This window comes from Streptomyces sp. NBC_00289 (assembly GCF_041435115.1).
Lineage (GTDB): Bacteria > Actinomycetota > Actinomycetes > Streptomycetales > Streptomycetaceae > Streptomyces.
The window spans coordinates 500,395-514,294 of sequence record NZ_CP108046.1 but is presented as its reverse complement, the minus strand read 5'-3'; the positions used below and the strand labels follow the sequence as shown (position 1 = coordinate 514,294).

The 13,900-nt window shown below is 67.3% G+C and carries 15 protein-coding genes and 3 pseudogenes; 8 read left to right on the top strand and 10 right to left on the bottom strand.

Annotation, left to right across the window (positions count from 1 at the left end; translation table 11 throughout):
* Positions 1-64 precede the first annotated feature (64 nt).
* Positions 65-1,444 (bottom strand): IS1380 family transposase, encoded by a 1,380-nt coding sequence (locus tag OG985_RS02765; protein ID WP_371666514.1) that lies wholly within the window; start codon positions 1,442-1,444, stop codon positions 65-67.
* A 442-nt stretch (positions 1,445-1,886) separates the two neighbouring features.
* Between OG985_RS02765 and OG985_RS02760 the strand changes: the two are divergent.
* Positions 1,887-2,135 (top strand): annotated as a pseudogene (locus OG985_RS02760) (hypothetical protein); the annotation flags it as partial.
* A gap of 139 nt (positions 2,136-2,274) precedes the next feature.
* On the top strand, positions 2,275-2,433 hold the full coding sequence (locus OG985_RS02755) for a hypothetical protein (RefSeq protein ID WP_371674713.1): 159 nt from the start codon (positions 2,275-2,277) through the stop codon (positions 2,431-2,433).
* Positions 2,434-2,734: 301 nt separating this feature from the next.
* Here OG985_RS02755 and OG985_RS02750 read toward each other — a convergent pair whose 3' ends face one another.
* Entirely contained in the window at positions 2,735-4,030 is a 1,296-nt protein-coding gene (locus OG985_RS02750; protein WP_371666665.1) for an ISAs1 family transposase, read from the bottom strand.
* A 385-nt stretch (positions 4,031-4,415) separates the two neighbouring features.
* On the opposite strand from OG985_RS02750, the gene OG985_RS02745 reads away from it, so the two are divergent.
* Both OG985_RS02745 and OG985_RS02740 read left to right on the top strand, forming a co-directional pair.
* Positions 4,416-4,955 (top strand): winged helix-turn-helix domain-containing protein, encoded by a 540-nt coding sequence (locus OG985_RS02745; RefSeq protein WP_371666577.1) that lies wholly within the window; start codon positions 4,416-4,418, stop codon positions 4,953-4,955.
* Positions 4,952-5,479 carry a transposase gene (locus OG985_RS02740; RefSeq protein ID WP_371674223.1) on the top strand — a complete coding sequence of 176 codons (528 nt, stop codon included), beginning with the start codon at positions 4,952-4,954 and terminating at the stop codon, positions 5,477-5,479. The genes OG985_RS02745 and OG985_RS02740 overlap by 4 nt, the downstream gene beginning before the upstream one ends.
* Positions 5,480-5,498: 19 nt before the next feature.
* Here OG985_RS02740 and OG985_RS02735 read toward each other — a convergent pair whose 3' ends face one another.
* The 5 genes and pseudogenes from OG985_RS02735 to OG985_RS02715 form a co-directional block, all read right to left on the bottom strand.
* Positions 5,499-5,756: a hypothetical protein gene (locus OG985_RS02735; protein ID WP_371666664.1), complete on the bottom strand. Its 258-nt coding sequence runs from the start codon at positions 5,754-5,756 to the stop codon at positions 5,499-5,501.
* A 171-nt stretch (positions 5,757-5,927) separates the two neighbouring features.
* Positions 5,928-6,211: pseudogene (gene secE, locus OG985_RS02730) on the bottom strand (preprotein translocase subunit SecE).
* Positions 6,212-6,833: 622 nt separating this feature from the next.
* Positions 6,834-7,358 carry a DDE-type integrase/transposase/recombinase gene (locus OG985_RS02725; RefSeq protein WP_371666663.1) on the bottom strand — a complete coding sequence of 175 codons (525 nt, stop codon included), beginning with the start codon at positions 7,356-7,358 and terminating at the stop codon, positions 6,834-6,836.
* Positions 7,359-7,459: 101 nt separating this feature from the next.
* Positions 7,460-7,507, bottom strand: a pseudogene (locus OG985_RS02720) (hypothetical protein); the annotation flags it as partial.
* Positions 7,507-7,668 carry a hypothetical protein gene (locus OG985_RS02715; RefSeq protein WP_371666662.1) on the bottom strand — a complete coding sequence of 54 codons (162 nt, stop codon included), beginning with the start codon at positions 7,666-7,668 and terminating at the stop codon, positions 7,507-7,509. The gene OG985_RS02715 and the pseudogene OG985_RS02720, both read right to left, overlap by 1 nt.
* 327 nt (positions 7,669-7,995) lie before the next feature.
* Between OG985_RS02715 and OG985_RS02710 the strand changes: the two genes are divergently transcribed.
* Entirely contained in the window at positions 7,996-9,240 is a 1,245-nt protein-coding gene (locus OG985_RS02710; protein WP_371666661.1) for an IS256 family transposase, read from the top strand.
* Between the two features lie 237 nt (positions 9,241-9,477).
* Here the strand turns inward: OG985_RS02710 and OG985_RS02705 are convergent, their stop codons facing one another.
* Together OG985_RS02705 and OG985_RS02700 are read right to left on the bottom strand one after the other, a co-directional pair.
* Complete coding sequence (locus OG985_RS02705) at positions 9,478-9,645, bottom strand: hypothetical protein (protein ID WP_371666659.1); 168 nt, start codon at positions 9,643-9,645, stop codon at positions 9,478-9,480.
* Positions 9,646-9,843: 198 nt separating this feature from the next.
* Entirely contained in the window at positions 9,844-10,314 is a 471-nt protein-coding gene (locus OG985_RS02700) for a single-stranded DNA-binding protein (protein WP_371666493.1), read from the bottom strand.
* 79 nt (positions 10,315-10,393) lie between these two features.
* On the opposite strand from OG985_RS02700, the gene OG985_RS02695 reads away from it, so the two are divergent.
* From OG985_RS02695 to OG985_RS02685, 3 genes are all read left to right on the top strand, one after another.
* Entirely contained in the window at positions 10,394-10,606 is a 213-nt protein-coding gene (locus OG985_RS02695) for a hypothetical protein (RefSeq protein WP_371666492.1), read from the top strand.
* Between the two features lie 849 nt (positions 10,607-11,455).
* Positions 11,456-12,355, top strand: coding sequence for a hypothetical protein (locus OG985_RS02690; RefSeq protein ID WP_371666658.1), 900 nt, complete (start codon positions 11,456-11,458; stop codon positions 12,353-12,355).
* Entirely contained in the window at positions 12,352-12,528 is a 177-nt protein-coding gene (locus tag OG985_RS02685) for a hypothetical protein (protein WP_371666657.1), read from the top strand. Before OG985_RS02690 ends, OG985_RS02685 begins: the two co-directional genes overlap by 4 nt.
* A 17-nt stretch (positions 12,529-12,545) precedes the next feature.
* On the opposite strand, the gene OG985_RS02680 is transcribed toward OG985_RS02685, so the two are convergent.
* On the bottom strand, positions 12,546-13,697 hold the full coding sequence (locus OG985_RS02680; RefSeq protein ID WP_371666656.1) for an ISAs1 family transposase: 1,152 nt from the start codon (positions 13,695-13,697) through the stop codon (positions 12,546-12,548).
* Positions 13,698-13,900 lie beyond the last annotated feature (203 nt).

The window sequence follows — 13,900 nt, the reverse complement described above, 5'->3', positions numbered from 1 at the left end:
GGGCGCCGGGTTCCACTTCACCGGTGTGGTGGTGCGGGTTTGTCGGGACGGGCGATGTGGCTGGTCAACCGGGGTTCGGCAGGGCGTGGAGCCTGACGATCGCGTGGCTGATGACAGCGGTCCAGGGCCATCGGGCGGGCAGGCGGAGCCAGCGGCGACGGCCGGTGTTCACGAGCTGAGCGGCGGCGGAGAACAGCCGCAGCCGGAGCTTCTTGGGTTCCCAGCGGCGGGCCTCGCCGGTCAGCGCGAGCATCGGCATCCAGGCGAGGAGGTCGAGCGCGAGGGAGACGATCTCCAGCCAGATCTGGTTCTGGGCCGTGTCGTGCAGGGGCAGATTGCGCAGGCCGGTGGCACGGGCGCCTCGGATGCGGTCCTCGCAGCGTGCCCGTCTGCGGTGACGCAGTTCGAGGTCGGCGAGCTGGCCGCCTTTCGTGTTGGTCGCGAAGCAGGTGAGCCGGTTGCCGTCGAGGTCGGTGAAGCGCAACTGGGCGCCGGGGTGCGGGCGTTCTTTGCGGACGATCAGCCGCATGCCCGTGGGCCAGGTACTCAGGTCGGGCATGTCGGTGATCTCGGCGACCCAGGCGCCGGGCCGCTCGGTGCCGTCGGCGTCGTAGGCGGGTGTCCATGCCTTCTTCGGGATCTTCAGTACGGCCTGGTGGATGGCGTCGGTGGTGGTCATTCCGACGGAATACGACAGCCACCGGCCCCGGCGGGAGAGCCAGTCGAGGAAGGTGTGGGTGCCGCCGGCGGAGTCGGTGCGGATCAGTGTCTGCCGTCCCCGCCGCAGGTGTTTGGGCAGTTGGGCCAGGGCGAGTTGGGCGGTTTCGATGTGGTCGGCGGCGGTGTTGGAGCCCGCGTTGCCGGGCCGCAGCAGGGCGGCCACCGGTTCCCCGGATCCGGCTGGGCCGTGGTCGACGAACGCGACGAGCGGGTGATGGCCGAAGGTCTTCTTCCAGGTCGGGGTGGCGTCCTGCTTCTCGGAGTGTGCGAGCACCAGTACCCCGTCGATGTCCACGATCACTTGGCCGTCGGCGGCCGGACTGCTTGTCCCGGCCAACTCCCAGACCCGCGTGCGTACTTCGGAACGTGCGCCCCGGATTGCCGCAAGAGCCTTCGGGCCGGAGGCGGCGAGCGCGTCGACGAGGCGGGAGACGGTCGGATCGGAGGCCACCGGGCCGAACACAGCCGGCTCGGCCCGCAGCATGCCGACGTCTGCCAGACAGTTGCCGCCGAGCGCGACGGCCAGCGCCACATCCAGCAGGATCTTGCCTGGGTCGTGCACGGCCCGCGGCTTGCGCCACGGTGCCAGTGCCGCCGCTATCGCACCGTCCAGGCCACACTTGCGGGCCGTCTCGACCAGCAGCACCGCCCCGGCCTGCGAGACCACCCCGCGGCCGCCGCCCTCGACACGGACGCGCGGGTACGACCCGCTACTCTTCTTCACCTGGAGAGTGCTTCTTTCCTTGCAGTGACAGGACCCTCGACAAGTCCCATCGTTGCAGGTCAGCAGCACTCTCCGCTTTTTTGATCAAGACCCGGACAGACCCACTCGCGAAAGCGCGAGGCTAGCGTTGCCAGCTGGTGACTGCTCAGGTCCTTGTGTGACCTGCGCTTGACCGTCTCGTTGGTCTGTTCGTGGCTCTGACCAAGCGCCAGGTGTCGTACGAGGAACCTCGCGCGTTGATGAACTTGAGGCGGAAAACGCCGAGGGCACGAATCTGGAGCCGGTCGCCGGTCGCCGATCCCGATGCCGTCATCGAGCATCGCCCTGCCGCGTGCGGCGGCTGCCTGGACACCCTGGCCCCCAGGACGCCGAGGCGGTCGAGTTCTCGGTATCGCAGGTCTTCGAGCTTCCCGATCCGGGGCTGATCGTCACCGAGCACCGGATGCTGAAGGTCCGCTGCCACCGCGGGCACATCACACGCGCCGCGGATCCCCACGGTGTGGGGGCGCCAGCCCAGTACGGATCCGGCGTGCACGCACTGGCCGTCTATCAACTCGTCCACCAGCACGTTCCCTGTCTGCGGATCGCGGCCGGCGCGGCCGACCTGCACGGCGCCAACCTCTCCGAGGGCTTCGTCCACACCGCCCTGCTGCGGGCCGCCGCCCGGCTGATCCCCTTCAGTGCACGCGTCGTGGCGCTGCTGCAGCTGGCGGATGTGGCGCACTTCGACGAGTCCGGCATCCGCGTCAGCTCCTCGCTGCACTGGGCACGTCGCCTGCACCCCCCGTCTGACCTGGTACAAGGCACACGCCAAGCGCGGCAAGGCCGGCATGGCAGATGCCGGAGTGCTGCCGCACTTCACCGGCACCACCGTCACCGACGCCTGGTCCTCCTACCTCGGCTACGGCCGCGCCGGCGCGCTGCGCAACGCGCACATCCCGCGCGACCTGGACGGCGTTCACCACGCCGACCCCACCGGCCAGCAGTGAGCGAAGGCCGCCATCGACGCCCTCACCGCCGGAAACGACGCCGCGCATACGGCCCGCGAGACCGAGCGCGACGCTCTGACCAGCGAAGAAATCGCTTCCTGGAAACACAGTTCGACGGGGCGGTCCAGGCCGGACGCTCCATCAACCCGACCCGCCACCGAAAACGAAAAAGATCTTCGCCCGGCAGCTCGTCGACCGCCTGTCACGCCGCCGCGAGGACATCCTGCGCTTCCTGCACGACCTGACTGCCCTTCACCAACAACCACAGGGCCCCGGCGTGTGCCTGGATCGTCCGGTTTGGTTATGTGATGCCGTAGAGGGCGAGGACGCGGGGGCGCTCGGTGTGGGCTCGTCGTCCGGCGGCGGTGTTGACGTAGCCGGCGAGCTTGAGCGCGCTGCGGATCAGGTCGCGGAGGGTAGCGAGTACGGCGGGCGCGTTGCGGGTTCTGACCTGGGACTTGTCCTCGTTGAAAGTGACATCTCGACACCAGTGGACGGTATTTTCCACGGTCCAGTGCCCGCGAGCCCAGGACGCGATCTCGGCTGCGTTCGCTTCCTCGGCGGGCAGGTCGGTGATGGCGTAGACGGTCTCGCTGGACCATTTTTTCGCCCCGTAGAGACGGCGTCGGCGCTGGATCCGCAGGACCTGGGCCGCGCGGGGGAAGAGTAGGCCGTCGATGGTGACGACCTGCACGAGTCGTTGTTCGTGGCGGCCGTGGCCCCGGGCGTCGTCGCGGTGGATCACAGGGATCTCCTTCCAGGGCAGGGCGTGGAGTTGGCGGGCCTGGCCGCGCTGGTTGTTCTTGATGGTCAGCAGGTAGTGAGCGCCGCGTTCGCGCAGGTAGATGGCGTGGTCGCGTTGGGCGTGGAGGGCATCGGCGGTAACGACCACCCCCGTGAGATCCGCGTCGTCGATCTGGTCGAGGAGAGGTGCGAACTCGGGGATTTCGTTGGTCTTCGCGCCGATCTCGCGGGAGGCGAGAGTGACACCGTCGCCGTGACGGACGGCGGACAGGACGAAGACGCGGCTGCCGTCCGGGCGCCTCGCGCCGCGCAGGCACTTGCCGTCCACCGCGATCGCCCGCCGCCGGAGCCGTACCGGCTCGGCGCGGGCGGCCGCCCGGTGAGCCCGGCGCTGTTCACGTTCGGTGCCACCGTCGGGCATCACCGGCTCCGGCCGGCGGGGCTGTGCGGACAGCAGAGGCCGAAGGTAGTCGTAACCGGCCGCGCCGATCTCACCGGGATCGAGTCGCCCCAGGACGCTGCGCAGGGTTTTCTCGCTCGGCACCCGGTAGCGGCCAAGGAGTGGGTGGTAGGGCAGGCCGAAGGCGGCCAGTTCCTCCGGCGCCGCACGTCGGCACCACTCCGCCGCCGCGGTGATCGAGTCGTGGCCGGACGGGGTCATCGCGCAGACCACCAGGGCCAGCAGCGAGGAGAGCCGGTACCGCACTCCGCAAGCCCCTCTCGGATCGGTGACCGACTCGAACTCGGCGACCAGGCAGCGCACTTGCTCCTTGGCGGCACCCTCGCCGAGGGCTTCCAGGCAGGGCGCACAAGGCACGGGGACAGCGACAAGGGATGATGGAGAAACGAACACGGCACCTTCGTGGATCTTGCAGCGTAGAGAACTACATGATCCACAGGTGCCGTGTTCACCTGCTTCCGGGGCCCACCACCGAGATCAACACCCCAGACCGGGACGATCCAGGCACTCGCCGGGGCCCTGCCAACAACCAGGCCGAACAGGACATCCGCATGATCAAAATCCAGATGAAGCTCTCCGCGGCTGGCGCACCCCCGACAGCGCCAACCGCTGGCTCCTCGTGCGCTCCTTCCCCCTCCACCGCCCGCAAACAAGGCCGCGACCTCTTCGCCGGAAACGTCTGGCTGCCGCCCGCTCACGCGTAATCAATACCTACTGACCTTCAAAGGGTGGTGTCGTAGCGGCTGACGCCTCTTGATCCCTGCGGTATGCCGACCGCATGAGGTATGCGCAAGGGGGCGGACTGACCGACGAACGGCGGGCCTTCCGCGAGAAGTTGAGGATGGAGGCGGCCGAGCGGTTCAGGCAGGGCGACGAGAACCCGGTCATCGCTCACGACCTGCGGGTCAGCGTCCGGTCGGTACAGCGGTGGCGCAGAGCCTGGTCGCAGAACGGGCCCCGGGCCCTGGCCTCCAGGGGCCCGGCATCGCTGCCGCTTCTCAATGACGAACTGTTCGCCGTGCTGGAGCGTGAGCTGGCCAAGGGGCCGGTGGCACACGGGTGGCCGGACCAGACCTGGACCCTGTCGCGGATCAGGACGCTGATCGGGCGCCGCTTCCACAAGAGCTACACCGTGCAAGGGGTCGCCGCCCTGCTCAAGCGGCACGGTTGGAGCTGCCAGGTTCCCGCCCGGCGGGCGATCGAGCGGGACGAGAACGTGGTGGCCGGCTGGGTGAAGGAGACCTGGCCCCAGGTGGAAGGACCGTGGCGGCGCTCGACGCCTGGCTCGTCTTCGAGGACGAAGCCGGATTCTCGATGACGCCGCCGATCATCCGCACCTGGTCCCACCGCGGCCACACCCCTGTGGTCCGCGTCCGGGGCCGCTCCCGCCGCCGCTTATCGGTGGCCGCCGTGGCCTGCTACAAGACCGGCGAACCCTCGCGGCTGATCTACCGGCCCTGCCCAGACGCCCGGCCCGATGGGCGCAAAAGCTTCTCCTGGAAGGACTACCGCGACCTGATCCAGACCGCCCACCAGCAGCTTGGCGGCCCGATCGTGCTGGTCTGGGACAACCTCAACACCCACCTCACCGCCGGCATGCGCCGCTACATCGCCGACCGCGACTGGCTCACGGTCTTCCAACTCCCGCCCTACGCACCCGACCTCAACCCGGTCGAGGGCATCTGGTCCGTCCTGCGACGCACGACCACAGCCAACCGCGCCTTCGCCAACCCCGACGACCTGATCACTGCCGTCCGACGCGGCCTACGCCAGCTCCAGTACCGCCACGACGTCCTCGACGGCTGCCTCACCGGCACCGGCCTCCGGCGCCAGCCACCATGACGACATCACGCATTCAAGGTCAGTAAGTAGTCACCAGGTCATCACGGACATCGTCGGCATTCCCGGTGGCCCCACTCAGCAACCGTTGGAGGCCGTCGGGGGTGGCCGGCGTATTCGGCCAGTTACCAGCCGTTCTTGCGGCCGACCGGACCGAGCAGGACCGGACATAGTCGCGCATTCGGCGTCGGGCGTTGGCGCGGTCGAAGCGGTGCCCGATACGGAGAAAGAGGTCGTTGAGTTCCCCCTTCCAGGCCGCGTCCGCGAGGTCGTCGATCACATTGGAAGGCTGCCCGGATCGCATCCCAGACAGTTCTCAATGCACTCGTTGGAGGGGCAGTCCGCCAAGACCGCCCCTGGCCCACCCTCAGCCATCTACACTCCCGACGACGCCTCTGACAAGGCCAAATAGCGAAACGCTGCTGGAGTGACTAAGCCACTGGCATTGAGGTTAGCCGAAGACGTACGTGACGGTCGTTCGGAAGCCGTAGTCGAAAACGATCACGGCAGCGATCATGACCATCACGAAGACGACCACTACGGACGTGTAGGCCATGAGTTGGCTGCGCTTGGGCCAGACTACCTTGCTCAGTTCGGCGACAATCTGCCGATAAAACATCACAAACCATCTTAACATTCCTCTTTTGGCGTGTTTTCTGCCTCTTCGAGTCATCCTTAATTCCCTTACCCGCTCCGTACATCAGGCTCGTAGAGAGCGCCCACGATGTATGTCACTTCTGTCGCTCATTCACGGCCATAGCAGACCACAGGCAATATGGCTTACCCTTCGGCTTACGCCGAAGATTGCTCGAAAAAATAGTCAAGCTCAAACAAATCTCTCACCAGGCAGCTGAGTCGACGCTCCGCAACGGCACCCTGTGCAACCCCAACCCACCCCTAACAGGGTGACCAGCGCCATACGGGTCTCCAGCACAGCATGGCCATCAAGCATGCTGATAGATTCGGCACGACGCGCGGCGAACCAGCGCCCCGTACAGCCTGGCTAGAAGCCGCCGAGATGTTTCAGGCACCGCAAATGGTCAAGTGTGGGGCAGGATGCCTATGTGTTGAGGCGGCTAAGCAGACGCTGCAAGCAGCATCGCGCGCTCCTTGATCTGCGACGCGCCACTGTTGCAGCAGGGTTGATTTGGTGGTCAAGTCTGGTTGTGGAGTCCGTAGAGGGTCACATCGGGGGGCACAGAGAAAAGGTACACGGGCTTCCAGCGGCCACTGGGAGCCCGTGCTCCCCTTTGCACCTGCCACATTTATGCTTCCGTACACCCGGCCACCTGAGCAATCCCTGCTCAGACAGGACCTTTGCGTGAGGGGGTCTTCCCCCGTGATGGTGGGCACGCGGTTATTGATCACGCGGCGAGCGTGAGTTGAGCGGTGTGGTGTCGGTGTTGTATGCGTTGGTGCCATTGGTGGAGTGCCGGCGGCGGGTGTTGTAGCGGGTGAGCCAGGCGAAGACGGTCCTGCGGCAGGTGCCAGCGTCGCCGTAGTCGTGGGCGCCCTGAAGGGCCTCGCGTTTCAGGGACGCGTGGAAGCTTTCGCAGGCCGCGTTGTCGGCGCTGGTGCCGGCCGCGCCCATCGGCCGGGTGACGCCGAGTTGGTCGCAGAGGTCGGCGATGGCCCGGGATCCGTATTGGGCTCCGCGGTCGGGGTGGAACACGGCGCCGTCCAGGCGGCCGCGGGTCGCGGCTGCCATCCGCAGTGCGTCGGCGACCAGGCTGGTGCGCATGTGGTCGGCGATGGACCAGCCGACGGCCTTGCGGCTGAAGCTGTCGCCCATGTATTTCCGGCCGGGTTCGGTGGCGGTGAAGTCCCGCTGGAACAGGTCCGCAACCTGTGAGGTGGCCGGGGCCCGGATGGTGGTGCGCACGCGTCTGCGCAGGCGGATGCAGGTGATGGAGAACGTCCGCGTGATTCGGGCGACCCTCTTTCGTTGACCCGCCGCCCTTTCGCGCGGAGCTCGGCGGTCACGCGCTGGGAGCCGTAGGTACCACCGGACTCGGCGTGGACTGCGCGGATCAGTCGGCCAGGATCCGGTCCTTGTGCTGCCGGGTGGCCCGGGCCTCGGCGCTGGCGAGCCACTTGTAGTAACTGGACCGGTTCACGTGCAGGACGTGGCAGAGCCGCTTCGCTTCGTAGGTGTTCCGGTGGTCGTCAACGAACTGGAAGCGGCTGATCACCGGTTCGTCTCTCTGGCGAAATACTTGGCGGCCTTGCAAAGGATGTCCAGCTTGAACTGCGGCGGATAGTTCTTCATGACCAGGAGATGGCCGTTCTCAGATCCTCAGGATCCAGTGTCTCGTGTGTCCAGAATCAAGGGGCCAGGCCCGCCAGCGCGTCCTGCCCGAGATGGCGTCCCGCGTGATGGTGTAGGCGATCACCGTGCGGGTGTGCGCGGGCGGGTGCCCGGGGCGTGCATCCGGTGACGGTCTCCGCTCCCTGCGCATGAGGCAGGCCACCGTGCAAATCTCCCTGGTGAACGGCCAGTTCAACCCTGGAGGTGCCCGATGGCCTTGTCCCAGTCTGACCTACAACGCCTGCTGGAGTCACTACGCACGGCGGACGGGATCGAGCTCGTCCGCAACGTCGCCGAGCGCATGCTGCAAGAGCTGATCGAGGCCGAGCTCAGCGGCCGGATCAGCGCCCAGTGGAACGAGCACACCGAAGCCCGCACCGCCTTCCGCAACGGCCACCGGGAGAAGACCTTGGCCACCCAGGCCGGCGATCTGGACCTGGCGATACCGAAGCTGCGCAGCGGCAGCTTCTTCCCCAGCCTGCTGGAACGGCGGCGCCGCATCGACCAGGCGCTCTACGCCGTCATCATGGAGGCATACGTGCACGGGGTGTCCACCCGCTCGGTCGACGACCTGGTCAAGGCGCTCGGCGCGGACAGCGGAATCTCCAAGAGCGAGGTCTCACGGATCTGCGGTGACCTGGACGAACAGCTCACGGTCTTCCGCGGCCGGCCCCTGGATCACAGCCGCTTCCCCTACCTCTACCTGGACGCCACCTACTGCAAGGTGCGCGTGAACCACCGGATCGTCTCCCAGGCCGTGGTCATCGCCACCGGCATCAGTGAGGACGGCGGCCGTGAGGTGCTGGGTGTGATGGTCGGTGACAGCGAGACCGAAGCGTTCTGGAGCGAGTTCCTGCGCTCCTTGCGCGAACGCGGCCTGGGCGGGGTCCGTCTGGTCATCTCCGACAGTCACAGCGGCCTGGTGGCAGCGATCCGCAAGGTCATGCTCGGTGCCGCCTGGCAGCGTTGTCGTGTCCATTTCTTGAGGAATGTGTTTTCCGTGATCCCCAAGGAATCCGGGGAAATGGTCGCGGCGACCATCCGCACCATCTTCATCCAGCCCACCGCCGAAGCCGTCCATCACCAACTCGATGCGGTGGCCGACATGCTCGGGCAGCAGTTTCCCAAGGTCAGGCAGATGCTCCTGGACGCCAAGGAGGACCTGACCGCCTTCGCTGCCTTTCCCATCTCGCATTGGAAGAAGATCCAGTCTTCAAATCCCCTGGAGCGGATCAACCGCGAGATCAAGCGCCGCACCGACGTCGTGCAGGTCTTCCCCAACCCGGCCGCCCTCGAGCGGCTGGTCACCGCCGTGCTCAGCGAGATGCACGACGAATGGATCGCCTTCCCCCGCCGCTACCTGTCCGAAGGCAGCATGACTGCCATCTACGCCGCCGAACACGCCGACCACACCACCCATGCACTCCCCAACACCCCGAACACTACGGAGGATTGATCGCCTACACCATCACAGGGGACGTGACCCTGCCCGAACACCACAGCGAGCCGTTCCCGCTTGGTCTTCGAGGCTGGCAGCGTCCAGCCTTCGACCCGCTGCCCGTAACGGTGGGCGATTTCGGGCACGTCCACCACGCCGGCCAGCCAGGACGGGGCAGCCGCTGAGAGAGCCTCAAGTGCGGCCCGCACGCTCTCCCCGGCCAGCTCCAGCCGGTCAAGTCCCTGACCGCGCTGATCACATGGGTCGCATCGGTGCGCTGTTTCCCGCCCGCCGCCACCAGCCCCTTATCCGGCAGTGCTCCACCAGCCGTTCGAAGAGGACCCGCTCCATGCCGTGTTCCACCAGGCGGGCACGGAACTTTGACAACACCGTGAAATCGAAGCCGGTGTCCTCCAGCTCCATCCCGAACGCGTACTTCCCATCAATCGCCCACCGCCATCGCCGCGGCCTGCCGATCGGTCAGGTCCTCAGCGAACTGCAACACCGTGCCCAGCGATAGAGTAGCTACCCGGCCTTGGGGCAAGGGCCCAGGTCTCTGGACGATGCTCTGGCCCTATTGGACGATCCGTGTCAGGCGTTCTGGGACTGGTCAGCTGTTGGTCAGAATGGGTGCGGTTCCGCGGGAGCCGGGCTCGACGGCGACTGTGCTGGAGCGGAGTCGGGTCTGGCCGTTGGGGCGGGCTGGCCCTGGGCGGGCATTCCTGGGCGGTAGGTCTTGGTGATGGTCGCGGTCGCATGCGCCAGGGATGCGGCGACTTCCTCGACGTCGATCTCAAGGACGGTGCGGCGCTGGCCTTCCTTGCCATCGTAAGTGCGTTGTTTGAGGCGGCCCTGAACGATGACACGCATCCCCTTGGCCAGCGACTGCGCGGCATTTTCGCCGGCCTGTCGCCACAGCGAGCAGCGCAGGAAAAGGGTTTGCCCGTCGACGAACTCATTGCGGTCACGGTCGAAGACGCGGGGGGTGGATGCCACGGTGAACCCGGCCACCGGGATACCGGAGTTGGTGTAGCGCAGTTCCACGTCGGCGGTCAGGTTGCCCACCACCGTCACCAGCGTCTCGCCCGCCATACCGCCACCCTCTTTGCCGTCCGCTCACCGCAATACGCCCACCGTACCGGCCCTGCACCCTGGCTGGCACGATGACCGTATGACGAGCGAGGAGCACACGCTGGAGACGGCAGCCCAGGCACTGCACGATGCACAGGAAGCCGTCCACACGGCTCGCCGGAACCTGACCGCGGCGATCGTGGCCGCATACCAAGGTGGGGAGTCGGCAGCCCGGATCGCGATGCGCACCGGTAGGCACATCATCGAGATCCGGAATCTGCTGGCCGCCGCCCAGGCATCCCGTCGCAGGTAGACCAGTTGTCGCGGCGAGGTTCCCCCGCAGCCGACCCTCACCCCGGAGTCGCTTCGCCTTCTGAGATGAGGCGACGCCCGGCCCGTCGAGTTGCAGCCGAGTGACAACCCGACTTCACCTGCGGCGGCCGGGCCGGGGCCCGCATGGACGTGAATCTACGCCGCTGCCTGACGCTCGTACGGTTTGGTATGCGGCTCAGCGGTGTCCTCACGCCGTGTTCTGGCCCGGGCCCGGCAGCCCGGTGTCCGACCTGCCAGGATGACAACCAGGGCGTGTTATGTAACCCGTGGCGCGTCCTGCGGCCATTCAACAACCGGCCGCGGGGCGCACGGTCTCGGGTGTCCGTAACGGCGCGGCGGCCAGCCCGCGGGCTCAGCTGACCTGCCCCGACCCTGCTGTGCTGGGGCGAGCCATACTGAGGATGACCTCGCTTCGCGTATACGGGGCGGCCGAGAGCGGGAAGTGAGTTTGGCCCGCTGGCGTTCCGCCCGCTCGCTCGGCAGTGGCCCGTGGCCGGACGCGCGCCACAAGCTGACCCGGGAACAGTCGTCCTGTTATGACGAGTGCGGCGGGCAGGCTCTGTCAGCGCGCGTGGCGGCCACGCGGACGGCGCGGTCCGGAGCTGCTTCGCCGTGGAGGGCTGCCGCCGTCGGCTGGTGGGGATGGGGAGGAGAAGCGGCCCGGAACAGCGGAACGGGCGCTGTCACGTTGGCTGGCCGGTGCGGGATGATCTTCGGCCGCTCCGGCTCCAGCCACGGCGGATGCGGGCCGTGATCCCCGCCCGTTCTGAGTCCTCAGCCGACTGCGCGACGCACCGCCCCGGCTGAGTTCCGCCGATAGTGTGGTCGTATGTCCCGCAAGCGCCGCCCCGCACACGGCCTGCCCGTCCTCGTCGAGCGGACTGATGCCCTGCAAGCCGAAGAGTTGGAAGCGCTGGCCCGCAAGTATTCCCAGGACCAGGAAGAACTCCTGACCGAGGCCGCAGAGTTCTACAGCCGCGCAGGCCAGCACGACAACGCGCTCGCGCTCTACCAGCAGGTGCTGGACGCCAACTGCCGAGATCCCCACCTCATCCAGGCTTTCCGCATCGACACGCTCTGGAATGCAGGACGCACCGACGAGGCCCGCGAAGCCGCCGAAGCCTTGCGTCGCCGGCACCCCGCCCATGCCGTCACTTGGGAGATCATCGCGGAGATGCTCGAGGTCGCTGACCACCTCCACGATGCTGCGGACTGGTTCACCGCCGGAGGGACCCACCTCTTGGGCCCCACCGCCCCTCTCTCCGTTGACGCTGTCCACGACGCGGCAGATGGCAACGGCATCGAGATGCTCATCATCAGCCGCCACCGTGTCAGGCGCCGCCTCGGCCAGCCCTGCGACGACCTCGACCAGCTCGCACACGACCGCTACGACAACCGCCCGGCACAACTTCGCGCGACCAGCACCCTCGACGACCTCCACAACCCGAAACTGCGAGAAGCAGCAGGCAAGGATCCCCAAGCCCTGATCGCCTCGATCGAGAAACTGTCCCGCGAGGTCGAAGCCCGCCGCTCTGCCCTCTCCCGGCCCCACCTGACCTGCGCACTCTTCTGGAGCCCTGACGAGTTCGCCCAGCTGCTGACACATGGCCCGAGCTGGCCGACCACTACGGCACCGAGCACCACGAACACATCCGCCACATCGAGCAGATGCTGCAATGCCTGTCCAACGAAAGCGAACCCCACCTCGGCATCGCGCACGGCACTGTGACCGACTTCGAGTCCTTCACCCGCGAGGAGAACCTCGCTCCCGGGGACGGGGACACCCGAGCCCACTACGCCGCCGACCTCGCAGCCCGGGGCCAGGCCACCCCATGGACTCCGCCCCGCAACACCCCCTGCTGGTGCGGCTCCACACACCAGGGCGATTGCAAAGTCGTCTGATCCCGGATCGTTGCAGGTCAGTTAAGCCCGATGAGGTCCAGGGGGCGTTCGTAGGGGCGGAGGGCTGTGGTGCGGAGTCCGGCGGCGATGTTGGTGTGGCCGGCGTCGCGGAGTTGGTTGATGGCGAAGCTGCGGAGGGTGGCCATGTTCTCCGGGCTGTGCCCGGTGCGGATCTTGGAGGCGTCTTCGCGGAAGGCGGTGTCGCGGACGAAGTGGAGCCTGTTTTCGATCACCCAGTGCGCCCTCGAGATCGTTGCGATCCGTTCGGGAGACGCCTGGCGGCTGGTCAGGTCGGTGATCACGTAGACCGTTTCCCGGCTCTGCTTGCCGGTCTTGGTGTCGGTGCGGTGGCGTACGACCTTGGCGGCCTGGGCGGCGTGGGGGAAGTCGACGCCGAGGCCGGTGACGGTCAGGGCCTGCACGACCCGGGTCTCCTTACGTCCGTGGCCGGTGGTGCGGTCGTAGAACTTCGCCGCCGCCTGCTCCCAGGGCAGGGTCCGCAGCTGCTCGTAGAGGTTCTTCTGGTTCCGCTTCACGGTGAAGGCGTAGTGCGCCTTCTTGACGTCGACGAGGAAGCGGGCGTGCTCGCGCTGGGTGTGCAGAGCATCGCCGGTCACGGTGACACCCTGCAGGTCAAAGGGGTCCAGTAGGGCGGCGAAGCAGGTGATTTCGTTGGTCTTCTCGGGAATCCTGAGCGGGGTGACGGTCATGCCGGTGCCGGTCATCGCGGCCAGCAGGTGCGCGGCCGGGGTGGTGCCGTGGCGCGAGCCGCGGGCGCTCTTGCCGTCGACGGCGAGGGTGTCGGTGCTGGCCGGGTCATGGCCGAGGAGGTCGGCCAGGCCGCCGGGGCAGGTGTCCTTGACGACCCGGCGGATGGTCGCGCCGCTGGGCGGGACACGTACGGACAGGTCGGTCGCGGTACGGGCACCGAGCCGGGCCAGGACGTCCTGCGGCGCGTCAGCCGCCCACTCGTCGATCGCCACGAAGCTCCTCGCACCGGTGACCACGGCGGAGCAGGCGATCAGCAGTACTGCCACGAAGGGGTGACGCTTTCCGCGCCGGCACCGCGGATCGGCAAGTGCCCGCAGCCGCCCGGCCAGCAGACCCGTCGCACCATGCTGACGGGTGGGCGACTTGACCAGGCAGACGGTGGCAGACTGGCGGCACATCGAAGCTCCGTTGCGGGACGGCGACTTGGGAAGGTCACCTCCACAACGGAGCTTCGTTGCATCCGGTCGCGCGCCCTCCCGACATCGTCACACTGCCGTGACCAGCACACTCACGAGATCACCGCGACTTTGCAATCGCCCTGCTCCACACACAAGTACAAGAAATGCTGCGATAACCCCGCCCTCACCACCTGACCAAGATC

Excerpts from the sequence above, each read along its gene's own strand:
- OG985_RS02755 (WP_371674713.1), top strand. The coding sequence starts at position 2,275 with ATGGCAGATGCCGGAGTGCTGCCGCACTTCACCGGCACCACCGTCACC.
- OG985_RS02745 (WP_371666577.1), top strand. The coding sequence starts at position 4,416 with ATGAGGTATGCGCAAGGGGGCGGACTGACCGACGAACGGCGGGCCTTC.
- OG985_RS02740 (WP_371674223.1), top strand. The coding sequence starts at position 4,952 with ATGACGCCGCCGATCATCCGCACCTGGTCCCACCGCGGCCACACCCCT.
- OG985_RS02710 (WP_371666661.1), top strand. The coding sequence starts at position 7,996 with ATGGCCTTGTCCCAGTCTGACCTACAACGCCTGCTGGAGTCACTACGC.
- OG985_RS02705 (WP_371666659.1), bottom strand. The coding sequence starts at position 9,645 with ATGGAGCTGGAGGACACCGGCTTCGATTTCACGGTGTTGTCAAAGTTC.
- OG985_RS02700 (WP_371666493.1), bottom strand. The coding sequence starts at position 10,314 with ATGGCGGGCGAGACGCTGGTGACGGTGGTGGGCAACCTGACCGCCGAC.
- OG985_RS02695 (WP_371666492.1), top strand. The coding sequence starts at position 10,394 with ATGACGAGCGAGGAGCACACGCTGGAGACGGCAGCCCAGGCACTGCAC.
- OG985_RS02690 (WP_371666658.1), top strand. The coding sequence starts at position 11,456 with ATGTCCCGCAAGCGCCGCCCCGCACACGGCCTGCCCGTCCTCGTCGAG.
- OG985_RS02680 (WP_371666656.1), bottom strand. The coding sequence starts at position 13,697 with ATGTGCCGCCAGTCTGCCACCGTCTGCCTGGTCAAGTCGCCCACCCGT.